We start from the raw sequence: 23,399 nt of genomic DNA, 5'->3' as shown, positions 1-23,399 counted from the left end.
TGGTCGCCAGCGGGTTCAAGCTCATTTTCGCTGATTTCGGCCTGCTGCGCACGGCCTTTGACGTCAGTATCGCAAGCTATCAGGATTGACCGATGAAAGTCCGTAACTCGTTGAAATCGCTGCGTGGTCGTCACCGCGACAACCGCCTGGTCCGCCGCAAGGGCCGCGTCTACGTGATCAACAAGACCCAGCGCCGTTTCAAGGCTCGCCAGGGTTGAGTTGCTGCGGCTGGCATTGTGCCGGCTGGCCTCACGACATCACAGGTGTTTGACGCGCTGCTGCTTTGCAGCGCGTTTTTTCGTGTCTAGACTTGCAGCATGGCATTGAGAATCCCGGCCGCAGGTTTTGGAATTCTGCTGAGCGCATTTCTGGGCGCAGCACCCGTCTATGCGCAGGTGCGAGATCCGCAGGTCGTGACCCCGGATGCGCCGAAGAAGATTCCCGAGCCACCCGCTAAACTGCCGAAGGTCAATGCCGACAAGACGCGCGGCCTCGATTTCCTGTTTGGTGCGCTGAAAGCGGCGCCGGACGAAGCCAGCGCCAAACACGTCGAAGGCCGGATCTGGGCCCTGTGGTCGCAGACCACGAGCGACACGACCGCGCTGCTGATGACCCGCGCCAAGACGGCGCTCGACGCCAAGCAGGTCGATCTGTCGCTGCAGTTGTTGAGCGCGGTGGTGAAGCTGCGCCCCGATTACGTCGAGGGCTGGAATCGGCGCGCGACGCTGTATTACCTGCAGAACGATTACACCCGGTCGCTGCAGGATATCGAGCAAGTGCTGATACGCGAACCCCGGCATTTCGGTGCTCTGGCAGGGCTCGGCATGATCATGCAAGAGCTGGGCGACGAAAAGCGTGCGCTTGATGCGTTCCGCAAGGCGCTTGCGGTCAATCCGCATCTCGAAAAGGTGCCGGAGCTGGTCAAGACCCTGACCGAAAAGGTCGAAGGCCGCGATATCTGAAATTCCTTGAAGGTCGGGGCGCTCGCGGGACATCGCGGGAACATCGCCCTGCTTTGATGCATCCCTGCTGCCCGCGATGGAAAAACAAGACATCGTCGCCGGGGAATCAAACTTCTGACACAGGAAACGGGCGAAAAGGGCGTTTTCCGAGCCACAGGAAGGGACACCTTTTGGCGCCGAAGTCATTTCCGCTATTCGCTTTGCTATGTGTGTTGATGGCCGCACCGATGGCTGCTGTGACCAGCCCTGCACTGGCGCAGAAAGCCGATGCGCCGCCGGCGCCTGCGGTTTCGACGCTGTCCCCCGATCAGGCCAAGGCTGCGCTCGACACATTGCAGGACGACGTCAAGCGCAAGGAGATGATCGATACGCTGCGCGCGATCGCCGCGGCGACACCCGCATCGCCGGAGAAGAAGCCTGCCATTCCGCTCGACGCCGACAGTCTTGGCGCGCAATTGCTGGTGACGATTTCCGATCAGCTCGGCGATATTACACGCGAGGTCTCGACAGCCGTGCAATCGGTCACGCGCTTTCCGGCCCTATGGTACTGGCTGCAGCGCAGCGCCAACGATCCCGCCACCTATCATCTCCTGTTCGACATCGCCTGGAAGCTTGTTGTCGTATTCGGCGGTGCGCTGGCAGCGGAATGGCTCATGGTCTGGCTGCTGCGCAAGCCGCAGGCAGTGCTCGAGGCGCGCATTCCTTTCGTCGCCCGTGCGCCGTCCTCGCTCATCGAACGTGCCGATCCACCGTCGTCCACGGCCGACTTCACCGAGGCGCCCGATCTCAACAAACGGCGGCGTAGCCTGACCCGGGCGTGGCAATCGCTGCTGCGGCTTCCCTATGTGGTCGGGCGTCTTCTCCTCGAATTGTTTCCGATTTTCGTCTTTACCGGCACAGTATCGCTGCTGCTCGGCACCCAGATCGGCGATGCCGGGATCACGCGCCTCGCGATCCTTGCGATCGTAAACAGCTATGTGGTGGCGCGCGCCATCATCTGCGCGATGCGCGCGTTGTTCGGGCCGCTCGCGCTGTTCAGGGTGAAGGAGGAGACCGCAGCCTATCTCGAAATCTGGACGCGTCGCATCGTCGGCGTCGGCGCCACCGGCATCGCAATCGCCAATGTCGCCCTGATGATGGGCCTCTATCGCTCGGCGCATTTTGCGCTGATCAAGCTCGTGATGCTGGTCGTGCATCTGTTTGTCGTCGTCATCGTCCTGCAGTGCCGGAAGCCCGTTGCCGATGCACTCCGCGCGCCGATCGGTGCTACGGGTTTCCTGAGCGCGATGCGCAATCGCCTCGCCAGTCTCTGGCATGTGCTGGCGATCGTCGTCGTGATGGCGGCTTGGACCATCTGGGCGCTCAATATCCAGAACGGTTATTCATTGCTGCTGCGATACATCGTCGGCACGGTCATTGTCGCGCTGGTGGCCAGGCTCGTCTCGATGATTGCGCTGAGCCTCATCGATCGCGGTTTCCGCATCAAACCGGAAATCCTGCAGCGCTTTCCGGGTCTTGAGACGCGTGCCAATCGTTATCTGCCACTGTTGCGCAAGGTCGTCGCAACGATCATCGCCGTGATCGGCCTCGTTGCCTTGCTGGAAGTGTGGGGCGTCAATGCCGTTGTCTGGTTCTATGGTGGCCAGATTGGCAGTCGGGTCGTCTCGGCTGTCATCACCGTCGGCATCGCTGCCATTGTCGCTGCGGTTGTGTGGGAAGGTAGCAATGCGCTGATGGAGCGGCAGCTTGCGGCGCTGACGCGCGATGCTCATTTCGCTCGCGCGGCGCGTCTGCGCACGTTCCAGCCGATGCTGCGCACGACATTACTCGGTGTAATCATCGCGGTGGTTGCGCTCACCGCGCTGAGCGAGATCGGTGTCAATGTTGCGCCGCTGCTCGCTGGTGCCGGCATCCTCGGCATTGCCATCGGCTTCGGTTCGCAGAAGCTGGTGCAGGACGTGATTACCGGCTTGTTTCTGCTGCTGGAAAGCACCGTGCAGGTTGGAGATAACGTTACGGTGTCGGGTCTCTCGGGCGTCGTCGAGAACGTCTCGATCCGTACCATCCGGCTACGTGCCGGCGATGGTTCGGTTCATATCATTCCCTTCAGCGCGGTGACCACCATCACCAATGCCAGCCGCGGTGCAGGCAACGCGGCCGTCAGCGTCAGCGTCGCTTACAAGGAAGATACCGACCGCGCTGGCCAATTGCTGAAGGACATCGTCGAGCAGATGCGCAATGAGGCAGCTTTCAAGCCGCTGATCCGCAGCGATCTCGAATTGTGGGGCGTCGACAAGGTCGATGGTTCGATGGCGACGATCGTCGGTCAAATCCGGTGTACCGATTCCGGCCGCTGGGCGGTGCAGCGCGAATTCAATCGCCGCATGAAAATCCGCTTCCAGGAAGAAGGTATCGAGATCGCGTCACCCGGACAGACCGTCCTGATGCAGTTGCCTCCGCCGACCACTGAAGCTGCAGAGGACAATGACGCAGATATCGAGCAGAGCAAGTCAGCGCAGCGCCGCGCCGGCTAGTCATTATCGCTGTCTTTCGACGATGCGGCAGCTCCGGATTAACCAAAGTTGCGACTACGTGGGGCGCAGTGGCACGAGTTCAAGACGCGCGCACGTTCCACCATTCCACAATGTCCGAAAGTGGAAGACAAAGACGATCCAGAATAGGTACGTCCGTCGATTTAGTGCAGAACGTTATTGCCGGGCCGGATAGCACCGAACTGGGGTGAAGCGGCATAGAGTTGCTGCAATTCCGCTTCCAGTTGCTCGTTGACCATCAGCAAAGCCTTGAGCGCGCCGCGCAAGTCGCCATTGCAGGTAGAAATGATTTCGTCGATCACAGCATCGGTTGGGCGGGCCGTCATGGAACTGTCTCCGGTTCAGATCATGGCGTCAGTCCGCCGCCTGATCGTGGCGATAACCGGGCGGGAACGAATGCGTTCCTGTGGATAGCGTGGACAGTCCTTGCAGGCCGCTCGTCGCGATCACCGTGGCAAAGCCGCCAAACGCCCCCCATATCCACAACATTGTTTCCCGCCACGGGCCTTTCCTCAGTGAGAAAATTTGTGATTGTGCTGCTCGCGCTTCTCGTCGTTCCCATCGTTGTGTCGGCAGCCAGATACTGGATGGGTGATCGCTCGGTAGATTGGCAGAGCGCGGATCGTTCCAGCGCCGGCCTGTTGCCACCGCCCGCCGCGCATCCCGAGGCGCTGGTACGCGTCTTTGCGGCGCGGACGGTGCGCTGGCGCGGTATTTTTGCGGTCCATAGCTGGATCGTATTCAAGGAAAAGGGCGCGTTGCGTTATACCCGCTACGATTATACGGCGTGGGGCGAGCCGATCCGCCTGAATGGTTTTGCCGCTGACGGCCGCTGGTTCGGCGATGTGCCGAGCGCCATCGCATCCGCCGATGGTGACGCGGCCACGGCGATGATCCCGAAGATTCAGGCGGCGATCGCTGGCTATTCCTGGCGCTCCTACGGCGACTATCGGGCCTGGCCGGGGCCGAACTCCAACACATTCGTCGCGGCCGTTCTGGCCGCCGTGCCGGAATTGCGGGTGGCATTGCCGCCCACCGCCATCGGCAAGGATTTTCCCTATGCCGGCAATGCCTTTGGCTGGACACCCTCCGGGACCGGCGTGCGCGCCACGCTGGGCGGCTATCTCGGTGTCACCGCAGGCTGGGTCGAAGGGGTCGAGCTCAATCTGCTCGGTGCCGTATTCGGCCTCGACATCCGCCGGCCCGCGATCAAACTGCCGGGCATTGGTCGTCTTGGCGTCAGTGCGTAAATGGCGCGCGGCGCGAAACCCTCAGGGTACCGTCGCGTAGCTGAACCGTGCACAAAATTCCCCGGATATCGGCGATGATATCAGTCACTGTGGTGGCCGTGCTATGCGTGCTGGCAGTGGCCACCCAGGTCGGCGTGCTGGTATTCGAGCGTAAATATCCGCCAACGGGTGAGCTTGTCGACGTCACGGATGGCCGTCTGCATGTGGTGCAGATCGGACCGCGCGATGCATCCGGCCCGCCGATTGTCTTCATCCACGGCGCCACGTCGAATATGGAAACCATGCGGCTGCCGCTCGGCAATATGCTGGCAGAAAAACACCGCGTTATCCTGATCGACCGTCCCGGCTTTGGCTGGAGCACGCGTGACGATTTGTCGAACTCTTCTCCGGCGATGCAGGCGAGGATGATCGACGAAGCGCTTGAAAAACTCGGCGTCGATCAGGCGATCGTTGTGGTGCATTCGCTTGCCGGCGCACTCGGCGCGCTGATGGCGCTAGACTATCCGCAGCGTTTCGCAGGACTGGTCATGCTGGCGGGTGTCACTCATCCCTGGCCCGGTGGCGTTGGCATCTATAACGAGGTCGTCACCACTCCGGTGATCGGCAAGCTGCTGGCCTATACGATTACGCTGCCGCTTGGCTATTTCCTGACGGATATGGGCGGACGCGCAGTGTTTGCGCCGCAGCCGATGCCGGAAGGCTATATCGCGCAGACCGCGACGCAACTTGTACTGCGGCCGCGCAACTTCCTCGCCAATGCCTGGGATCTGGTAACGTTGAAATCTGCCGTCATGGCGCAGGCATCGCGCTATGCCGATATCAAAGCTCCGACCGTCGTGATCGCAGGCTCTGCCGACACCATCGTATCGCCGGAGATTCATTCGCGTCATTTCGCGAAAACCGTGCCGGGCGCCAAACTAATCGTGCTGCCGAACGTTGGTCATATGGTGCAAAACGCTGCACCTGATCTTATCATGGGGGAGATCGAGGGCATGATCTCGGCCGCTGACACAAAACCGAAGGCCGCCTTGCGCTAACCTCCCGTTCGATCGACTTCAAACCAAATTGAGGAGAATTGCATGACCACGACTTTCGGTTCGGCCAAATGGCAGGGTGGCATCAAGGACGGCAAGGGATCGATTTCCACCAAGAGCGGCGCGCTCGCCGACTATCCCTACGGTTTCGCCAGCCGCTTCGAAGGCAAGCCGGGCTCCAATCCTGAAGAGCTGATCGGCGCCGCCCATGCCGCCTGCTTCACAATGGCGCTGTCTCTGATCCTTGGCGAAGCCGGTTTCAAGGCTGACAATATGGAGACGAAGGCCGACGTGACGCTGGAGAAGCAGGGTGATGGCTTCGCCATTACCAAAGTGCACCTCACGCTCTCGGCCTCTATTCCCGGCGCCGACAAGGCGAAGTTCGACGAACTCACCGCCATGGCAAAGGCCGGCTGCCCGGTGTCGAAGGTGCTGAACGCAGAAATCACGCTCGACGCGACACTGGTGTAGTTCTCAGGGTCTTGGCACCTGCCGCGCACTCCCTCGCCCCGCTCTTGCGGGGAGAGGTGGGGTGAGGGGCTCTTCGATCGGTGAGTGAAGTGCGTATGGTGGGCTTTGTGCGATGCCCCTCACCCGCCGCTAGACGCGGCGACCTCTCCCCGCAAAGCTGTTCAGTCCGGACAGATCGCTGACAGGTGTTCGGAGACATAGTTGACACATTCAGATTGGCTGGAGTCCTCCTTTTCAGGAGGTTTCCATGCCATGGCGCGAGGTGTCGGCAATGGATCAACGGCGGGAGTTTGCCCTTTTGGCAATGCAGGAGGGCGTCAATCGGCGAGAACTGTGTCGGCGGTTCGGGATCAGCCCGCAGACCGGCTACAAATGGCTGGCGCGGGTCGAGGCCGGCGATGCGGAACTGGCCGATCGGTCGCGGCGACCGCTTGTCAGCCCACGACGCAGCAATATGGCAATCGAGACGCTGGTGCTTGCGGTGCGCGATGCCCATCCGGCCTGGGGCGCGCGCAAGATTGCGTACTGCCTGCAGCGTGACGGGATGACACCGCCGGCGATCTCCACCGTGCATGAGATCCTGCACCGCAACGGCCGCATTATCCTGCCGCCGGGCGGCGCAACACAGCCGCTGCAGCGCTTCGAGAAGGAGGCGCCCAACCAGCTATGGCAGATGGATTTCAAAGGGCGCATGCCGCTGGCCAACAACGCAGCATGCCATCCGCTCACCGTAATCGACGACCACTCGCGCTATGCACTTTGCATCCAGGCCTGCGCAAACGAACAGAGTGCAACCGTGCAGCAGCGGCTGATACAGACTTTCCGGCGCTATGGTCTGCCGGACGCGTTCTTCGTCGACAACGGCTCGCCTTGGGGCGACAGCGGCGGCTCGCGCTGGACTGCCCTGCGGGTCTGGTTGCTCAAGCTTGGCGTCGACACGATCTATGCAAGGCCGTTCCACCCGCAAAGCCGCGGCAAGAACGAACGCTTCCACCGTTCCCTCAAGGCCGAAGTATTCGCGGCACGCCGGTTCCGCGACTTTGCCGAACTACAGCGCGCTTTCGATACATGGCGCACCGTCTACAATCTGCAACGCCCCCACGAAGCACTCGGCATGGACGTTCCCGCTACCCGTTACAAACCCAGCACGCGGCCGATGCCCGACAAAATCGTCGAGGTCGAATATGCCAGCAATGACATCGTGCGCCGCGTCTCAGTCAATCCGCGCATCGACTTCAAGGGCCGGCGATGGCGCGTACCAAAAGCCTTTCGCGGCGAACGGCTGGCAATCCGCCCCTTGGACAGCGACGGCCACTACGGGATTTTCTTCGGCAGCCGGAAAGTCGCAGAAATCGACTTGACTGGCACAAAAAGTGTCAGTGATGTCTCCGAACAGGTGTCAACCATGTCTCCCGACTGAACAAAAGCGCGGGGAGAGGTTAAGCAAGTGAACTACATATCCGCGTCGTTTGGCCCGACATAAGCGATGCGGACCATGTTGGTCGCACCTGGTGTGCCGAGCGGTACGCCAGCCACGATGATAATGCGCTGGCCGGCTTTGGCGAAGCCGTCACGGAAGGCGATGCGTCCGGCGCGATCGACCATGTCGTCGAGGTCCTTCGCATCCTCCGCCACCACACAGTGTACGCCCCACACGACCGACAGCTTGCGACCGGCGGCGAGGTTCGGCGTGATCGCTACCACTGGCGGTTTCGGCCGTTCACGAGCGACGCGGACGGCGGTGGATCCTGAGCTGGTCCAGCAAATGATCGCAGATAGATCCAGCGTTTCGGCGATCTGTCGTGCGGCGTCCGCAATGGCGTCACCGGCGGTCGGCTCGGGCTCGGGGCGCTGGGCCATCAGTACGGTGCGATAGGTCGGATCGCGCTCTACTTCCTCGCCGATGCGGTTCATCGTCGAGACGGCTTCGACCGGGAATTTGCCGGCGGCGGATTCGGCCGACAGCATAACGGCATCTGCGCCTTCATAGATGGCCGTCGCGACGTCGGAGACTTCGGCGCGGGTCGGTATCGGGCTCTGGATCATCGACTCCAGCATCTGCGTGGCGACGACGACGGGTTTGCCGGCGCGGCGCGCCATGCGCGTCATGCGCTTTTGTAGACTTGGTACCCGTTCCAGCGGCAGTTCGACGCCGAGATCGCCGCGCGCCACCATCAGCGCGTCGGACGCTTCCAGAATGGAATCGAGACGGTCGATCGCCTGCGGCTTCTCGATCTTCGACATGATGGATGCGCGGCCGCGCACCAGCCGCTTGGCTTCATGCACGTCCTCGGCGCGCTGCACGAAGGACAGGGCTATCCAGTCGATGCCGGTCTGGAGTGCGGCTTCCAGATCCAGGCGGTCCTTCGGCGTCATGGCCGACACCGGCAGGTCGGTATCGGGCAGGCTGACGCCCTTGCGGTCGGAGATGCGGCCGCCGACCACCACGCGCGTCACCGCGCGGTCGTTCGATGTCTCCTCGGCAATCAGCCGCAGCTTGCCGTCGTCGATCAGCAGCGCATGGCCCGGGCGAAGTGCAGCGAGAATTTCCGGATGTGGCAGGTGCACGCGGGTGGCGTCGCCGGGGGCAGGATCGGAATCCAGCACGAAGCTCTCGCCGTTCTTGAGCTGCACACCGCCTTCGGCAAAGGCGCCGACGCGCAGCTTCGGGCCCTGCAGATCGACCAGAATGCCGATCGGGCGGCCGTAGCTGCTCTCGACATTGCGGATGGTCTTCACCAGCTCGCGCATCTTGTCATGCGGCGTGTGGCTCATATTGATGCGGAACACGTCGGCACCAGCCTCGAACAGCTTGCGGATCATCGCGCTGTCCGAGGAGGCGGGGCCGAGCGTGGCCAGAATCTTGATGCGGCGTTGACGTCTCATTGTTTGCCTCCCGGCGGTACTGATGGCGGCAGGGTCGTTGACCCGCCCGGGGGCGCGCCACCTGGCGTGTTGGGCAGACCGGGGAAGCCCGCGCCGGGTGCGCCCGGAGGCGGTCCGGTCGGCCCCGGAATGCCCGGCAGCTTCGGCGGTTGTTCGTTGGTCTCGGTCAGTTGCACCGTCCAGGCGCGCTGTTCGCCGGTGTCGACCTCGAAGAAGCCGGTCCGGTCAAAGCCGCGTGCGAGGCAGTTTTCGGTGCCCTTGATGGTGAATTCCTTGTCGCGGGAGCACATGAAGGCCTGACCCGACCACTCACCACCCCGGTCGTAATCGAGTGCGTAGATATAATAATACCGCGCAACCAGGGTTCCGCGCAGCAAGGTTTCGCAGGCTCGCGATGAGACGTTCCACCAGCCCTCGGTGGTCCAGCCTTCGGCATCCTTGTAGCCCAGCGCGATCCCGACCCGGCTCGAGGTGTTGTTGCACAGCCGGAAATCAGCCGCCGCGGGGCTCGCCCACAGGCACGACAGGGCCAGCGCCAGCACCGGCAACAGGCCGGCGAGGGGGACGCGTCGAAAGGGGCGGGAATGGGAATCTCTTGCGGTCATGCGGCGAAGCTATCTCAATTCGTTGACGATTTCGCTTGACCCGGCGGGCCTGTCAACGGGCGCGGAACCAATTCTGTCCCGCCAGGCGGTTTGCGTTGTGATATGGCAAAATCTGTGACAGCGCCCATGTTACATGAAGACGACAGGCCGGTATCGGGTGCAACAGCGAGACCATTCATGGCGATTGACGACAAGATCCAGACCGAACTTGAGGCCGCCGCCTTTCGCCGGCTGGTTGACCATTTGCGCGGTCGCACCGATGTGCAGAATATCGACCTGATGAATCTGGCCGGCTTCTGTCGGAACTGCCTGTCAAACTGGCTGAAGGACGCTGCCGACGCCAAGGGCGTGGCGATGACCAAGGATGAGAGCCGCGAAGCGATTTACGGCATGCCTTACGAGACCTGGAAATCGCTGCATCAGGCCGAGGCCAAACCCGAACAAATTGAGGCCATGAAGAAAGTGCACAGCGGGCACTGACGATTTCTTGTCTTTTTGAGGCATGAAATCAAAGCTGTGGGGGCGCTGTGGATGACCGCGAAGGCGCCTTGACGCAAGGCGCCTTGGTCTTGAGTGTCATTTCCTTAAGATTAATGCGCGCATAACGCTGCGCACTAAACCCACCCCATATCCGCTTAAAGCAACATCAGTTCACCAGGAGTTTTCGATGGCCACCTCTGCTGCGTCCGTGCTGGACGATCAGGCGACACATTCTTTCGCCAAGGATCAGCTCAAGGCTATCGTCGAGCGTATCGAGCGCCTTGAAGAAGAAAAGAAGACGATCTCCGACGACATCAAGGACGTCTATGGCGAAGCCAAGGGCAACGGCTACGACGTGAAGGCGCTGCGCACCATCATCCGCATGCGCAAGCAGGACGCCAACGAGCGCGCCGAGCAGGAGACGATCCTCGAGACCTATCTGCAGGCCTTGGGAATGCTGTAAGGCGTCGAGCCGCGTTTCATCAACTGCCCCCCAAGCGGGAAGCAGTCATCAGTGGCGTTCCACGTCCATCGAGACTGCCGCGTGCCGGCTCACCTGCTTTCGCAGGTGGCGCCTGTTGCAGGTGGTACATGCATCATTAGCTCCGCGAACGTGCTCCATGCTTGCGCATGAGCGGCGCTCGCGCCTCGATACCATGGTGCCGTGGCCATCACGACGTTCGAGATGGCCATCCAGGCATTGTTGTGCCGCATTCACAGCGGATCGCGGATCAGCGGCGAGGTTGAACAGTGGATGCCGCCGCCGCCAAGTGCGACCTTGTCGTAGGGGACGACGCGCGTGGTAATGCCTGCTTCGGCGAATTTGTCCATGGTTCGCGGTGAAATCCCTTCGGGCGCGATCACGTGTCCAGGGCGCACGGCGAGACAATTGATGACCCAGTTCTGATCGTCCGGGCATACTTCGATCTGGCGGATCTTCAACTCCTTCAGCTTCTCCAGGAACCAGAACGGCAGCAGCGTCGGATTCAGGAACGCGGTGTCGCGGTCGATCATCACGAACATGCCGTCGATATGCAGACGGTAGCCGGTGAGATGAACGCGCAGGAGTTCGATGCCCTGCGCGCGCAGCACGTCCTCAAGTTGGCGCGCACCTTCCTCATCGACGCGGCTCGACAGTCCGACCACGGCGACCTTTGGCGTGATAAAGGCGAAGCTGCCGCCTTCGAGCAGCCCGGTCCCGGAGATTGTGCGCAGGATCGGCATGCCCAGATTGGCGAGGGTGCGGGTCACCGGCAATTCCTCGCCGCGGCGGATTGGAGGGCCGAGGCGCGTGACGATGGCGCCGCCATCGACGGCGATGACGCTGTCGCGCGTGTAGACGGTCTTCATCTTGCCCGGCGCGCACCTGTCGACATAGACGACCTCGACACCTTCGTCGCGCAGGGCGGCGGCGAGCGCGTCATGCTGTGCTTGCAGCGCGGTGAGATCGGGGACCGTATCGCCGCGCCAATACCAGCCCTGCGCCGGATCGCCAAACGCGCCGATGTCGGGAAGCCGCTTGGCGGGGTCGACGATATTCAACTCCGGACCCGGCCGATGCATCAGCACCATGCGTAGCCGGCCAACATCGTTATTGCAGCCCCAGCGGCGGCCCCACACGCCGACCTGCTGCGACTCCGCCTCGAAGGCTGGCTCGGCCTGCGATGCGAAGGTCTTGATGAGCATATTGTAGCGATATTCAGGTTCGGAGATGATCGACATGGATGGTCTCTTTGAAGCGGGATGTTGAAGAGGAGGGGCGTTGCGCGGCTGAATGCAGATGTCACGGTGCAGCGGTGGGAATGGTCCATTCTTCGCCGCGTACGGTGCTGACATATTCGGGCCAGCGGTAATGCACGGGTGGTGCAAATTCGCGCGGTAGCAGAGGTGCGACCCATCGCGAGCCGCCGATCCCGCCGCCGGTGCGTTCGCGAAATTCGGCCTGCGCCTTGTCTAGCGACACGCCATCGGTGAGTAGGTCGAGAATGGTGGTTGCTATCACCTTGCTGGCGGTGAGCCACATGGGATCGATGCAGACGGGCACGCCGCCCATCGCGTGGCGGGTCCAGTCGGGATAGCGATAGCCGGGGTCCGGCGCGCGCAGCGTCGGACGTCCCACATAGAGCCGTACGGTCGGCGCGTGCCACGTGTAGTCCACATAATCGTCGGCGGCGAGATTGGTCTGCCAGGATGGCAGTTGTTCGCGGAAGGCCTTCTCGCCATCCCATGGTGCGGTCAGATGCTGGATCTCCGGTGCGAACGGATCTTCCATCGGCGCCACGCCAAGACTCGTTTGAATCTCGCGGCCGAACGCGCGCGCTTCATCGCTCCATTGCGGTGCGCCGATCGCCTCGAAATTGCGCCAGGTCACCTCGGCCATGGCGTGATTGGGAAGGCCAGCCCTGGTGCGGGTAATCCAGCTCCCCGTGACCTTGCAGTGAGTCATTGCCGCACAATGTTCCGCGTTGCGATCGAGCACTTCGAAGACGCGCCGGCACATATCAAGGGTCGGCGCGCGCAACGAATACTGAATTTGACCAAGGCCGGGTGCGAGATTATCCGCGGCGGCCTGCCCGGCATGCAGGATGAACTCGTTCAGGCTCCAGCTGCCGTGATGCGGCAGCATCGCTTCCTTCATGTATTTGCTGGACGTGTACATCAGGCACACGGCATCGATTGCGCCGGGCGCGCGGGCTGCCGAATGGCTATGCGCCACGCCGGCGATGGCGCCTGCGTTCTGCCAGGTTTCTGGAGAATTGCATTCGAACGTGTAGATCCGGCTCCAATACGGTGCGCTGTGGGTATCCCAGAAACAACTATTGGCAAGGCGGGGAAATGAATGCGGATGAAAGCTGATCGCCGCGTCGAGATCGTCGTAATAGCCTTTCGCAGCATGGATCGGCTTGGAGCCGCACATCTTCTCCGCGGGCTCGCCGAAAAATTTCAGCCGCCCCTTGATGCCGCGCGTTTGCATCACGTGCTTGGCGGCCAGAAAGCCGGCGAAGGAGCCGAGGCCGAGCGCGGAATGCGGATCAGTGTGCCCGGCCGCATGACGGCTCACTCCCTCGCGCGGCTGGCGCCGCGGTACCGGCGCCTGCGATGTGCCAGGGATCGCATCATATTCGGCATAGCCGCCGATCGTCGGGCCGTCGCCGTTCGACCACTCCGCGACGAAGGCGGTGGGCATGTCGCCCGAGCCCGTCTCGACCGCGAAGCCTTCCGCCTTCAGTCGCTCGACGTACCATGCTGCCGATTTGTATTCGCGCCACGACGGTTCGTGGAAATTCCAGATCGTCATATGATCCTGCGACAGGCGCGCGGCATGGTCGTCGACCCAGTCGATCGCCAGCGTCTTGTCGGGTGTGAAATTCCTGTGCTCGGGCATGGTTGTTGTTTCCCCGTTATGGCGTGCGTCGTGCACGGATGACGATATCGATAACCAGCAGGACGACGGTGGTCAGCACCAGCACCGACGCCAGCGCGGCGATGGTCGGATCCAGGCTTTCGTTGATGCCGTCCCACATCCGCTGCGGCAGCGTGAAGACCTTGCGGCCGGCGACAAACAGCACGATGACCAATTCATCCCAGCTATGGATGAAGGCGAAGATCGCTCCGGAGATAATGCCGGGCAGGATGTTGGGAATGATCACCATGCGCAGCGTCTGGCTCATGCTGGCGCCAAGGCTTAGCGCCGCCTGTTCCAGCTTCGGATCGAAGCCCGCCAGCGCGGTCGAGACCGTGATCACCATGTAAGGGAGCCCGGTCACAGCGTGAGCGATGATCACGCCGACATAGGAATCGATCAGTTTGAGGTCGACCCAGAATTGATAGATGCCCAGCGCATACACGACCGTGGGCACGATGATCGGCACGAGCATCAGCGTGCGTACCGCGTTGCTGGCGCGGTTGCTGATTCGCCAACAACCGATGGCGCAGAGAGTACCGGCGACACCCGAAAGCAACGTCGAAGCCACCGCAATCATCAGGCTGTGCCCGATGCTTGCGAGCCACGCCGGACTGGTTAGCAGGCTGCGATAGTATTGCAGCGACAGGCCTTCGTGGGGCAACGACAGGTAGGGCCGGTCCGTTAGCGAGACGGCAAAGACAATGGTGACCGGCAGCACAAGAAAGCAGATCACTGCCCAGGCCATCGAGCGCGTCATGATCGAGATGTTGGAGGAGTCCGACGCTGACACGGCCTATACCGATCCAAATAGCTTGCGCAGATCGACAAGGCGGCCAAGTACCGCAAGCAATACGCCGATCACCACCAGCAGCGTCACCGCCAGCATGGTGCCGACACCCCAGCGCACCACCTCCATGATCTGCACCTTGATATATTCGGCGATCATCAACGTCTTGCCGCCGCCGAGCAGCGCCGGCGTGACGAAGAAGCCGAGCGAAAACATGAAGACGAGTAGGCCCGCGCCAATCACGCCCGGCATGGATAGCGGGAGGAACACCCGGCGGAACGCCATGCCACGGGTCGCGCCGAGGCCGCGGGCGGCGGAGATGCAACGCTGATCGATGTCGCGCATGTTGGAGTAGATCGGCAGGATGCCGAACGGCAGCATGTAGTGCACCATGCCGATGATCACGCCGGTCTCGTTCCAGATCAGGCTGAGCGGATGCTCGATCAGGCCACTCGCGATCAGGACGTTGTTGATCAGGCCTTCGCGGCGCAGCAGGATGAACCAGGCGAATGCGCGCACCAGCACCGAGATCCAGAGCGGCACGATCACGCCGAGAAACATCCAGCGCCTGGCCTGTTCGCCGGCATGCACCAGCGCATAAGCAACCAGATAGCTCAGCAGCAAGGTAATGAGCGTGGTCAGGATGCTGATCCGAGCTGTCGTCATCAGCATCTTCTGGATCGAGGCACTGGTCGCCAGAAGCGCAAAATTATCGAGCCCGGGAGCCGGTTCGGTGAGGCTGATCCAGAACACGCGGCCGATCGGGTAGAGATAGAACAGCAGCATCAGCAGCAACGCCGGAGCCATCAGCAGCCAGTAGCGCGCATCGCCGCGCAGCCGGCGCGCCAATAGCGGTCGCGGGGCGTCGGCGGTCTCCACCGCCGGGCCCTCGTCGATCGTTACAAAGCGCGACAGCAATGCTCGCATGGCTCAGGACGAGATGAAGTCGAGGAAGCTCTGGAACGTCTTCGAGTGGTTTTCGATGTACCACTCGGCGTTGATCTTGGCCTGCATCGCGACATTGTCCGGATCTGCCGGATTCTTGCTACGCAGGTCGGGTGGCACCAGACTCTGTGCTGCCGGGTTGGAGGGGCCGTTGCCCATGGCAGCGAGCAGCTTCACCTGCCCCTCTGGCTTCTGCATGGAAGCGATGGCACGAAAGGCTTCGGCTCCAGCCGGATTGCCCTTCGGAACCACCCAGAGGCCCGGCTGCAGCAATCCGTCCTTGAAGGTATAGGCGATCCGGCCCTTGGTTTCGGTCTGCAGCACGTTGGCACGGGTATGCCACAGCAGACCCATTACGCACTCACCATCCCGCATCAGGCTCTGGCTCTCGGCGCCGCTGTTCCAGTACAGCACCTCTTTCTTGATGGTGGCGAGTTTGGCAAAGGCGCGCTTGGTATCGAGCGGATAGAGCTTGTCCAGCGGCACGCCGTCGGCGATCAGGCACATTTCGAGCATCGCCTGCGACTCCTTGCGCATCATGCGGCGGCCCGGATATTTCTTCAGGTCAAAGAAGTCGGCGAGCGTCGGCGTCTCTTTGATCTTTGCGGTATCCCAGGCCATCACCGAGGAAAACATGTAGTTCACTACGCCATTCTCATAGGCGAATTCGGGTGGCACCTTGGACTTGTCGACGATGCTGTAGTCGATCTTTTCAAGCGCCTTGCGCGGATTGAGTTCAGCCAGTGTCGTGACGCCACCGTCGCAGACATCCCAGGTGACGTTACCTGACTGCACCATGGTGACGATTTTGCCGTTGAGCGCGCCGCTGCCATCGAGCACGATGCGGCCGCCCTCGGCGGCGAACGTTTGCACATAGGCCTCATCGAAGGCCTTCATGGCGATGCCGCCAAAATTCACCAGTACGACTTCCTTGCGCGCTTGAGCGCGCGCGTGGTGGGATGTCAGCACCGCCGGTGTGGCGATCAACGCGGCACCGGCCTTGAGCAACTGGCGGCGCGAGAGAGCGAAGGGCGTCTTATCGAGAGGCATTCTGCGTCTGGTCATGGGCCTGTCTCATTGGGTTGATGGGTTGCATGCGATCGGGAAAATCAGTTGTCTGCGACGAGCGTCCCGGCATCGGCATTCCATCCGATCGTCACCGGCTGGCCGGTTGCGGGCGAGCGCCACATCCCGGTCGGGATCACAACGTTGACGGCGCCGAATTCCGACGTATCGATCACGAGCCGGCATTGCGGGCCGAAATAATTCCATTCGGACAACGTGCCCTTGACGCTGTTGCCAGGTATGGGAGCGCCGTCCGAGATCGCGATTTTCTCGGGCCGCAATGCGACGATCACGTCCCGTCCCAGCGGCGGGTTCTCGCCACCTGCGGTCGCCTGAGTGAACCGCGTGCCGCGATGTGCGACCACGAAGCCGCCGGGCACATGCGTCTCGACCGTGCCGCGAAGGAAATTGCTCCGACCCAGAAAGTTGGCGACAAAGGTCGTCGCCGGCCGGTCATAGAGCTCGCTTGGCGAACCCTGCTGCACGATCTTGCCATCCCGCATCACTGCGATCCGATCGGACATCGATAGCGCTTCATCCTGGTCGTGTGTGACGTATATGAAGGTGAGACCGATCCGCTTGTGCAGACGCTTCAACTCATCCTGCATGTCGCCACGCAGATTCTTGTCGAGCGCGCTTAAAGGCTCGTCGAGCAGCAGCAGATGCGGCGTAAACACCATGGCGCGGGCGAGGGCCACGCGCTGCTGCTGTCCGCCTGACAGTTCGCGCGGATAGCGGCCGGCGCGCTGCGCAAGCTGCACCAGATCGAGCGCCTCATTGACCTTCGCCTTGATCTCGGCGCTTGGCCGCTTTCGCACCTGCAGCGGAAAAGCGACGTTGTCGAAGATGGTCATGTGGGGAAACAGAGCGTAGCCCTGAAACACCATGCCGAAATTGCGCTGTTCCGGCGGCAGGTGGACGATGCTGTGCCGATCCAATTGGATATCGCCGCGATCGGGCTGCACGAATCCGGCGATCGACATCAGAAGTGTGGTCTTGCCCGAGCCCGAGGGGCCCAGCAGCGTCAGGAATTCACCGCGCTTGACCGTGAGCGACACGTTGTCGAGTGCCGTGAAGTCGCCATAGCGCTTGGTGATGCCCTCAACGTTCAGGTCGTGACCGATGGGAGCAACAGTCATCGCGGGCGACGAGTTTGTGACCATGTCCAGTATGACATACGCTCCCCAGATCGAGCGCCTATCGATACAGTCGCGCTCACGGACCTTTTTGCTCACAAAAGTGTGGCCGACGGCGTTCGTGGCAACAATCGACTAAATTGCATGCCATGCGTAGTTTTTTTGAATGATAGCGTAGAAGCGAATTTATGAGGCAGTCGCTGCCCTCATAATATTCAAACGCTTGAATCGATCGCCTACTCGGCGGCATCTGATATGCTGGTCGGGGCGCCGTTCTGCAGCGTCTCCTTGAGCCAGCGGCGCAACACGACGAGGTCGGCATCGCCCCATCGCTTGGCGGTTGCGAGAAAATAGTAGCCGCCGAGTCTGACCGGGCGAGGACTGAGATCGATCAGCCTGCCGGATGCCAGATCATGTTCAACCAGGAGCGTATTGGCCAGCGCCACGCCTTGTCCCAGACGCGCCGCTTCGATGGTGAGATGCCCATGCCAGAGCCGCGGGCCGCGTAGCATCGGCAGATCCGTCACGCCGCAATATTCCAGCCACTGCTCCCAATAGAGAGTTGAGGCCTCATGGATCAGTGGCAGCCTCAGGAAATCCTCGGCGTCCTTTACATCGGGAAAACGGGCGAGGAATGCCGGACTTGCCACGGCGTGAACGAGTGGATGCGCGATCAATTCGGTTCGGACGTCAGGGTGGACTTCGAGGCCGTTGATGCAGATCACTTCGGCATCGGCCTCGCAGCGCAGCAGATCCGGGCGCGCCAGTGTCGGCTGCAGGATGATCTCACAATTGCCGAGACGGCTCTGCAATTGCGGCAGCCCGGCGAGCAGGCGCTGTTGGGCGATGCCTGGAATACACCACAGCGTCAGGCTGCGACGGAAGGCCGGGCGGATGTCGTCATTGGCCTGGCGCATGATGTCGAATGCGCGCCGGATCTGGGTGTGAAACGCGTCGCCCGCGGCTGTCAGCAGCAAACCACGGCCCCGCGGCTCGACCAGGATGACATCGAGATCGAGCTGCAGATTTCGCAGATGTCGAGAAACGACCGTCGGACTGACGGCAAGCTCCTCGCTGGCCGCCTTGACACTGCCCGTCCGCGCAAAGGCGTCAAAGGCTCTCAACGCGTTGAGGGGAGGAAGGCGCATCGAACAGCGATCTCTCGACAGGTTTGGCAGGAGGTTGCGCGACCAGCCAGTGCGGGCCACTTGGGCCACAACATCATAACGCGGCAGGCGTCCCGGCAAAGTGGAAACTGCGTGGACGACATGGAAGCGACACGGCAGCTGCCGCGCTCTGGAATCCGTATGACCGCGCGAAGAGCTTCACGCCAATCGAGTCGCAAGTGCTCTGCTAGGTTTCCGGACGTTAATGCGCACGACCATCCAGACGGACGTCAGCGCAACAGGCGCGTCGAGATCGTGGTGACGCCAACGTGTCTTTTCCTCGCGCAGCTCTACAGCGCGGGGAAAGGGCCAGCCAGTTTGAAGTTGAAATCCCTGCCGGGCCTCAGCGCAGCGACGCCGTGCGCATCACAAATGCTGTCGTCGCAAGCGAGGCCGTTGCCGAGCCGGTGAAGCGGTCGCAGACCAGACCGAGCTGCGGATCATCCGAGAAAGTCATCGCCACCACCGCCTGCGGCTTGACGAAGTGTGCGCGCAGGATGGTCATGTCGCCGTCGCCCATCACTGAGGCTGACATCGACGTGGTGGCGCTCGGCGCGAGGATCATTGCGCGCATCCAGACATGGTTGTCGGGAATGACTGCTGCGGTCAGGCGGGTCGCTACGGTGACGGTGCTGTTCTGGCCTTGAGCGCCCTTCGCGACGACGGTCGTGATGTTATTCACCGCCATCGGGTTCTTGGCCACGGAGGCCGGACGCATGCTGCGTGGGATCGGCGCGCTGGCGGCGACGACATTGGCGCGGTCAACCGGCGAGTTGGCCGGCGGCGCATAGGCCATGGCCTTGGCGAAGCTGGACTCGGTGGCGGCCGGCTGCGGATCGACCACATTAGCCAAGGCCTGGCGCGCGGTGATCGCGGCGACCTGCTGCGGCGTGGCCTGTTTCGGCGCCGGCATATCATCCCAGAAGCCGCGGGCATTGATAATATCGGCCGGCGTCTGCGGCCGGTTGTCGGCCTTGGCCGCGGGCGCCGGAATCGGTGCCTTCGGGCGCGGTACCGGAACGGTCTCGGTGTCAGCCGATGCGAGCTGATAGGTTGCCGCTGCGGCCGGCTTGGAGCGCGGCATCGGAACGGGGTCCGAAGACTTCGCCTCAGCCAGCTTCGTTTCAGCGAGCTTCGTTTCGGCCTGCTTCGTGTCGACCGGTTTCGCAGGCATCGCGGCGGCCATCATGCCGACAGGAGACGGCTTGGCGGGCGCGATCGCGGCTGCTGCGCTCTCGTCTTCGTCGTCATTCGACTTGCCACCACGGAACAGCGAGGCGAACAGGCCCGGCTTGCTCTTGGCAAAAGCTGCACTGTCGCCATCGCCGCGCTTCTCGATCTCAGCCATCGCCAGCTGATAGCCAGCCAATGGACGGCCGTCGGTGGGGAGATGCACGGTGCGGCCGTCGGGGAAGACGCGCGCCAGCTGGTCATGCGTCATGCGCGGCCAGTGACGGATGCTGCCGGTGTCGAGATGTACGAAAGGCGAGCCGGAAGTCGGATAGAAGCCGACGCCGCCGCGCTGCAGGCGCAAACCGGCAAAGCGGATCTTTTCCAACGCCACGCCGGGAATGAAGAAGTCCATCGCGTGGCCGAGCATATGCTGGCTGGCGCGAGCGACGCCGGACGAGCGGCGTCGGAGCATGGCGTTGGTGGCGGGGGAGCGATAGGCGGAGATAATCTGGATCGGCGCCTTGCCGTCGACGTCGCGGTAGACCTCCCAGAGGATGTCGAACAGGCGACGATCCATGTTGGTTTGGTCCTGGCTGCGCCAGTCGCGGAGGAAGTAGTTGATCTTCTTCATCGCGTCGTCGTCATAGCGGCCGTTGCGCTTGAACGTGACGGTGAGGTCTTCGCCTGAATGGGTGTGGTGGAACGAGAGGGTGCGGGTTTCGTCGAGAGCGGTGGCGTTATGGACGGAGCTGGCGCCTGCCATCAGAAGAACTGACGCGAGGCCGGCATGAAAGCCAGCGCGCGATGTTCGCAATCTCGTTTTGCGTGCGAAACCGCTCAGCACGTATGAACCCACCCAAGTCGACAACTCTCTCGCTACCCCATGCGGCGACAGAGAGTGAACGTACTCTTAAAACGGGAGGGTTAACCGAGATTTACAACCCATCCCCCCAAGCGGGCTTTTCAGCCAGCCATTAAACTTAACCCATTGAGTATGGCGAAAAATAGCCCGCTGCCGGGTTCCAGATGGACGATGGTTAATCTGGATAAAGGGCGAAACGTAAAAAGGGCTCCACCGGAAGGTGAAGCCCTTGATAGATCATTAGAATCTTGAGGGTCAACGTGCCTTTTAGCGGGTCACCGTACGGCGCGGCTTCTGGCCGGGTGCCACCGGTTGAGGTGCCGGGGCACCGCCGCCGAACAAGCGCTCGAAGAAGGACAGGCCGCCATTGCTGGCCATGCGCGAGCCGTTGTCGTTGAAAGCCACGCCTTGCGGGATATCCGCGCGCGGGCGCGAATAGCTAGGCTGGGCCCGGGCGACGACCTGTTCCAGATCCTTGTTCTTGCCGCCGCGGAGCAACTGCATCATCTGCGCGTCACGGCCGTAGATGTCCTTGCGCAGCTGCAGCTTGCCAGCGTCATCGACGAAGGCTGTCTGGTACGTGATGTTCACCGGGATCGGCGTCGGGAATTTCAGGTCGATCTCGCTGCGGCCATACATGCCGCGAACCTTCTCCGGCGTGTAGTGCTCGTTCGGCATCGTGATGTTCAGCAGCGTCGCGGCATACTGATCCGGATTCTGCACGCGCATGCAGCCGTGGCTGAAAGCGCGCTCGTCGCGGCCGAACAGGTTCTTGTCCGGTGTATCGTGCTGATAGACGAGGAACTTGTTCGGGAAGTTGAAGCGGATGCGGCCCAGCGCGTTGGCTTCACCGGGCGGCTGCGCAATGTGGATGCTGCCGTCGGAATTGCGCGTCAGCTTCAGGCCCATGCGGTCAAGCACCGTCGGGTCCTGCTGCAGAGCGGGCAGGTATTCGTTGTAGATGATCGAGGGCGGCACGTTCCAGGTCGGGTTGACCGTGATGTACTTCATCGTCTCGGTCATCAGCGGCGTGGCGTGATTGCCCGGCTTGCCGACGACGACGCGTGTGGTCCAGACCTGCGCGCCGTTCTGCATCACTTTCAGCGTATAGTCCGGGATGTTCAGCATCACATAGGCATTGCCGACTGCGGACGCGCCGAGCTGGCGTGGCAGCCAGCGCCAACGCTCCATGTTGACCAGCACCGTATCGATGTGGCGATCGCGCTTCGGCGAATTCATCGCGCGCACGGTCGCCTCGTCCAGTACGCCGGTGGCCTTCAGATCGTTGCTTGCCTGATACTTGCGAACGGCTTCGGCGACGGCAGCGTCGTATTTGGTCTCGGCCGGACTCTCGACATTGAGGCGCGCGCGCAGCAACGGCACGCGCGTGTCGTCCATCACGGTCGGGTTCGGATTTTTCTTCGTGGCCTTGGCGAAACGCAGAGCCGGGCCCTCGCCGACCGGCTGTACCGGCGTTGCGGTTTCGCCGCGCAGTTCAGCGAGCTTCTTCTTCAGCTCCTGATAGCCCTTGTGCGGCGGGTTGTAGGCGTCGAGGGCTGCCGAAGCGTTCTTCGCCGTCGAGATATTGGCGAGCACTTCCGCCGGATCGGTCGGATGCTCCGGATACATGATGTCGCCGGTCACCTGCGACCAGTGCATGCGGCCGCTCTGTGCCTGGCGGGCATAGTCGAGCATGCTGGCGGTGAGCTTCAGCTCCGCCTCGGCGAGCGCGTCGGGCGTATTGGCCGTGGTGAAATCCGGCACCGGATAGTCGGCGGCGTCGAGGCCGTCAGATGCGGCGTCCTTGAGGCGCGCAATGACGCCCTTGGCGGCAGGGGTCGTTGCGCCAGCCTGCGTCCAGATCGGCGCGAAGTCACGTGCGGTGTAGAACTTCTCGACCGCGGCGCGCTCGCCCTTGCGGTCGAAATAGCGCGTGGCCTTGGCGCCGAACATATCGCGCAGTTTCTCGGCGACGGGCTGATCGCTGGACGCAACGGTGGTCGCGGGCTTGGCTATGTCCTTGGCGACATCCTTCGGCGGCTCGGCTGCGGGCGCAGGAGGTGCCACAGCAGTCGCGGCCGGCGGTGTCGCAGCGGCGGGTCCGGTTACAGCCTCGCTCGGCTTCACATCCGCAGGCGCTTGCGCGGCCTCGGTTGCCTTTGGCGTATCGGTCGAGACCGAACCGATGGTCTTCTCGGACGCCTTGGTCGCATCGGGCACGGACGCCGTGGTGTCGGCCTTCAGAGCTTCGGCCTTGAAGTCGGCAGCGGTCGGCGGGGCAACATTGGCGGGTTCGGGGCGTGGCACCGCCGCATCGATGGCGAGTTCGGAGACACTGTCGCGGGGCGCTGCGCTCTGGGCAGCAGCTGCGGCGCCAGCGGAAACCGTCAGGAATGTCGCGGCCACGGCCATCAGCACGCGGTCGAATCCCGAGCGGCCCTTGGAATAGTCTCGCATTCTCGCACCTCGTTAGGTGAGCTGTTCCGGCATGGAACAGTTCTAGTCTGACATCATCAGCTTCGGTTGAAGCAGTCGCGCTGTTTTGCCTGCTCGCTCCGATTCAGAGCGCTTCCTGTGCAGACGATACACGCGCCCGGCACAAGCGCTAGCGCTTGTCGG

The 23,399-nt window shown here is 62.2% G+C and carries 21 protein-coding genes; 9 read left to right on the top strand and 12 right to left on the bottom strand.

Features of this window, described 5'->3' with window-relative positions; genetic code table 11:
• Positions 1–92: 92 nt before the first annotated feature.
• The 3 genes from ykgO (at position 93) to AB8B20_RS15365 (ending at position 3,496) form a co-directional block, all read left to right on the top strand.
• Positions 93–218: a type B 50S ribosomal protein L36 gene (ykgO, locus tag AB8B20_RS15375; RefSeq protein WP_055038661.1), complete on the top strand. Its 126-nt coding sequence runs from the start codon at positions 93–95 to the stop codon at positions 216–218.
• A 99-nt stretch (positions 219–317) separates the two neighbouring features.
• A complete protein-coding gene (locus tag AB8B20_RS15370; RefSeq protein ID WP_439074775.1) occupies positions 318–962 on the top strand; it encodes a tetratricopeptide repeat protein in 645 nt (214 codons plus the stop codon).
• Positions 963–1,189: 227 nt separating this feature from the next.
• A complete protein-coding gene (locus AB8B20_RS15365) occupies positions 1,190–3,496 on the top strand; it encodes a mechanosensitive ion channel domain-containing protein (protein ID WP_439074776.1) in 2,307 nt (768 codons plus the stop codon).
• Between the two features lie 161 nt (positions 3,497–3,657).
• Here the strand turns inward: AB8B20_RS15365 and AB8B20_RS15360 are convergent, their stop codons facing one another.
• Positions 3,658–3,840 carry a hypothetical protein gene (locus AB8B20_RS15360; RefSeq protein WP_068728843.1) on the bottom strand — a complete coding sequence of 61 codons (183 nt, stop codon included), beginning with the start codon at positions 3,838–3,840 and terminating at the stop codon, positions 3,658–3,660.
• Between the two features lie 201 nt (positions 3,841–4,041).
• On the opposite strand from AB8B20_RS15360, the gene AB8B20_RS15355 reads away from it, so the two are divergent.
• The 4 genes from AB8B20_RS15355 to AB8B20_RS15340 all read left to right on the top strand — a co-directional run bounded on the left by AB8B20_RS15355 (position 4,042) and on the right by AB8B20_RS15340 (position 7,689).
• Complete coding sequence (locus AB8B20_RS15355; protein WP_439074777.1) at positions 4,042–4,764, top strand: DUF3750 domain-containing protein; 723 nt, start codon at positions 4,042–4,044, stop codon at positions 4,762–4,764.
• Between the two features lie 74 nt (positions 4,765–4,838).
• Positions 4,839–5,801 (top strand): alpha/beta fold hydrolase, encoded by a 963-nt coding sequence (locus tag AB8B20_RS15350; protein WP_439074778.1) that lies wholly within the window; start codon positions 4,839–4,841, stop codon positions 5,799–5,801.
• A 42-nt stretch (positions 5,802–5,843) separates the two neighbouring features.
• Positions 5,844–6,269: an OsmC family protein gene (locus AB8B20_RS15345; protein WP_120287142.1), complete on the top strand. Its 426-nt coding sequence runs from the start codon at positions 5,844–5,846 to the stop codon at positions 6,267–6,269.
• Positions 6,270–6,516: 247 nt separating this feature from the next.
• The gene (locus tag AB8B20_RS15340; RefSeq protein WP_439072339.1) at positions 6,517–7,689 is read left to right on the top strand and encodes an IS481 family transposase; all 1,173 of its coding nucleotides are present in this window, start codon (positions 6,517–6,519) and stop codon (positions 7,687–7,689) included.
• Between the two features lie 32 nt (positions 7,690–7,721).
• On the opposite strand, the gene pyk is transcribed toward AB8B20_RS15340, so the two are convergent.
• Both pyk and AB8B20_RS15330 read right to left on the bottom strand, forming a co-directional pair.
• Positions 7,722–9,155 (bottom strand): pyruvate kinase, encoded by a 1,434-nt coding sequence (gene pyk, locus AB8B20_RS15335; RefSeq protein ID WP_439074779.1) that lies wholly within the window; start codon positions 9,153–9,155, stop codon positions 7,722–7,724.
• The gene (locus tag AB8B20_RS15330) at positions 9,152–9,760 is read right to left on the bottom strand and encodes a DUF1036 domain-containing protein (protein WP_093757145.1); all 609 of its coding nucleotides are present in this window, start codon (positions 9,758–9,760) and stop codon (positions 9,152–9,154) included. Before AB8B20_RS15330 ends, pyk begins: the two co-directional genes overlap by 4 nt.
• A 177-nt stretch (positions 9,761–9,937) precedes the next feature.
• Between AB8B20_RS15330 and AB8B20_RS15325 the strand changes: the two genes are divergently transcribed.
• The gene (locus tag AB8B20_RS15325) at positions 9,938–10,240 is read left to right on the top strand and encodes a DUF1244 domain-containing protein (RefSeq protein WP_089265876.1); all 303 of its coding nucleotides are present in this window, start codon (positions 9,938–9,940) and stop codon (positions 10,238–10,240) included.
• Between the two features lie 187 nt (positions 10,241–10,427).
• Positions 10,428–10,703: a DUF2312 domain-containing protein gene (locus AB8B20_RS15320; protein ID WP_068728829.1), complete on the top strand. Its 276-nt coding sequence runs from the start codon at positions 10,428–10,430 to the stop codon at positions 10,701–10,703.
• Between the two features lie 251 nt (positions 10,704–10,954).
• On the opposite strand, the gene AB8B20_RS15315 is transcribed toward AB8B20_RS15320, so the two are convergent.
• From AB8B20_RS15315 to AB8B20_RS15275, 9 genes are all read right to left on the bottom strand, one after another.
• Entirely contained in the window at positions 10,955–11,962 is a 1,008-nt protein-coding gene (locus AB8B20_RS15315; protein ID WP_439074780.1) for a dimethylarginine dimethylaminohydrolase family protein, read from the bottom strand.
• 61 nt (positions 11,963–12,023) lie between these two features.
• Positions 12,024–13,625, bottom strand: a complete 1,602-nt coding sequence (locus AB8B20_RS15310) for an amidohydrolase (protein WP_439074781.1) — start codon at positions 13,623–13,625, stop codon at positions 12,024–12,026.
• 16 nt (positions 13,626–13,641) lie between these two features.
• Positions 13,642–14,436 carry an ABC transporter permease gene (locus tag AB8B20_RS15305; protein WP_439074782.1) on the bottom strand — a complete coding sequence of 265 codons (795 nt, stop codon included), beginning with the start codon at positions 14,434–14,436 and terminating at the stop codon, positions 13,642–13,644.
• Positions 14,437–14,439: 3 nt separating this feature from the next.
• A complete protein-coding gene (locus AB8B20_RS15300) occupies positions 14,440–15,360 on the bottom strand; it encodes an ABC transporter permease (protein WP_116663210.1) in 921 nt (306 codons plus the stop codon).
• Positions 15,361–15,363: 3 nt separating this feature from the next.
• Complete coding sequence (locus AB8B20_RS15295) at positions 15,364–16,443, bottom strand: ABC transporter substrate-binding protein (protein ID WP_439074783.1); 1,080 nt, start codon at positions 16,441–16,443, stop codon at positions 15,364–15,366.
• A gap of 44 nt (positions 16,444–16,487) precedes the next feature.
• Positions 16,488–17,582: an ABC transporter ATP-binding protein gene (locus AB8B20_RS15290; RefSeq protein WP_439074784.1), complete on the bottom strand. Its 1,095-nt coding sequence runs from the start codon at positions 17,580–17,582 to the stop codon at positions 16,488–16,490.
• 233 nt (positions 17,583–17,815) lie between these two features.
• A complete protein-coding gene (locus AB8B20_RS15285; protein WP_093757137.1) occupies positions 17,816–18,727 on the bottom strand; it encodes a LysR family transcriptional regulator in 912 nt (303 codons plus the stop codon).
• A gap of 361 nt (positions 18,728–19,088) precedes the next feature.
• A complete protein-coding gene (locus tag AB8B20_RS15280) occupies positions 19,089–20,762 on the bottom strand; it encodes a DUF882 domain-containing protein (protein ID WP_439074785.1) in 1,674 nt (557 codons plus the stop codon).
• Between the two features lie 285 nt (positions 20,763–21,047).
• On the bottom strand, positions 21,048–23,237 hold the full coding sequence (locus AB8B20_RS15275) for a L,D-transpeptidase family protein (protein WP_439074786.1): 2,190 nt from the start codon (positions 23,235–23,237) through the stop codon (positions 21,048–21,050).
• Positions 23,238–23,399: the final 162 nt, after the last annotated feature.

Source organism: Tardiphaga sp. 866_E4_N1_4, assembly GCF_052076075.1.
Taxonomy (GTDB): domain Bacteria; phylum Pseudomonadota; class Alphaproteobacteria; order Rhizobiales; family Xanthobacteraceae; genus Tardiphaga; species Tardiphaga robiniae.
This window is presented reverse-complemented; position numbering and strand designations above follow the sequence as displayed.

Bases quoted from the DNA above. Each gene is read 5' to 3' on its own strand.
- ykgO (WP_055038661.1), top strand. From the start codon at position 93: ATGAAAGTCCGTAACTCGTTGAAATCGCTGCGTGGTCGTCACCGCGAC.
- AB8B20_RS15370 (WP_439074775.1), top strand. From the start codon at position 318: ATGGCATTGAGAATCCCGGCCGCAGGTTTTGGAATTCTGCTGAGCGCA.
- AB8B20_RS15365 (WP_439074776.1), top strand. From the start codon at position 1,190: ATGGCTGCTGTGACCAGCCCTGCACTGGCGCAGAAAGCCGATGCGCCG.
- AB8B20_RS15360 (WP_068728843.1), bottom strand. From the start codon at position 3,840: ATGACGGCCCGCCCAACCGATGCTGTGATCGACGAAATCATTTCTACC.
- AB8B20_RS15350 (WP_439074778.1), top strand. From the start codon at position 4,839: ATGATATCAGTCACTGTGGTGGCCGTGCTATGCGTGCTGGCAGTGGCC.
- AB8B20_RS15345 (WP_120287142.1), top strand. From the start codon at position 5,844: ATGACCACGACTTTCGGTTCGGCCAAATGGCAGGGTGGCATCAAGGAC.
- AB8B20_RS15340 (WP_439072339.1), top strand. From the start codon at position 6,517: ATGCCATGGCGCGAGGTGTCGGCAATGGATCAACGGCGGGAGTTTGCC.
- pyk (WP_439074779.1), bottom strand. From the start codon at position 9,155: ATGAGACGTCAACGCCGCATCAAGATTCTGGCCACGCTCGGCCCCGCC.
- AB8B20_RS15330 (WP_093757145.1), bottom strand. From the start codon at position 9,760: ATGACCGCAAGAGATTCCCATTCCCGCCCCTTTCGACGCGTCCCCCTC.
- AB8B20_RS15325 (WP_089265876.1), top strand. From the start codon at position 9,938: ATGGCGATTGACGACAAGATCCAGACCGAACTTGAGGCCGCCGCCTTT.
- AB8B20_RS15320 (WP_068728829.1), top strand. From the start codon at position 10,428: ATGGCCACCTCTGCTGCGTCCGTGCTGGACGATCAGGCGACACATTCT.
- AB8B20_RS15315 (WP_439074780.1), bottom strand. From the start codon at position 11,962: ATGTCGATCATCTCCGAACCTGAATATCGCTACAATATGCTCATCAAG.
- AB8B20_RS15310 (WP_439074781.1), bottom strand. From the start codon at position 13,625: ATGCCCGAGCACAGGAATTTCACACCCGACAAGACGCTGGCGATCGAC.
- AB8B20_RS15300 (WP_116663210.1), bottom strand. From the start codon at position 15,360: ATGCGAGCATTGCTGTCGCGCTTTGTAACGATCGACGAGGGCCCGGCG.
- AB8B20_RS15295 (WP_439074783.1), bottom strand. From the start codon at position 16,443: ATGACCAGACGCAGAATGCCTCTCGATAAGACGCCCTTCGCTCTCTCG.
- AB8B20_RS15290 (WP_439074784.1), bottom strand. From the start codon at position 17,582: ATGACTGTTGCTCCCATCGGTCACGACCTGAACGTTGAGGGCATCACC.
- AB8B20_RS15285 (WP_093757137.1), bottom strand. From the start codon at position 18,727: ATGCGCCTTCCTCCCCTCAACGCGTTGAGAGCCTTTGACGCCTTTGCG.
- AB8B20_RS15275 (WP_439074786.1), bottom strand. From the start codon at position 23,237: ATGCGAGACTATTCCAAGGGCCGCTCGGGATTCGACCGCGTGCTGATG.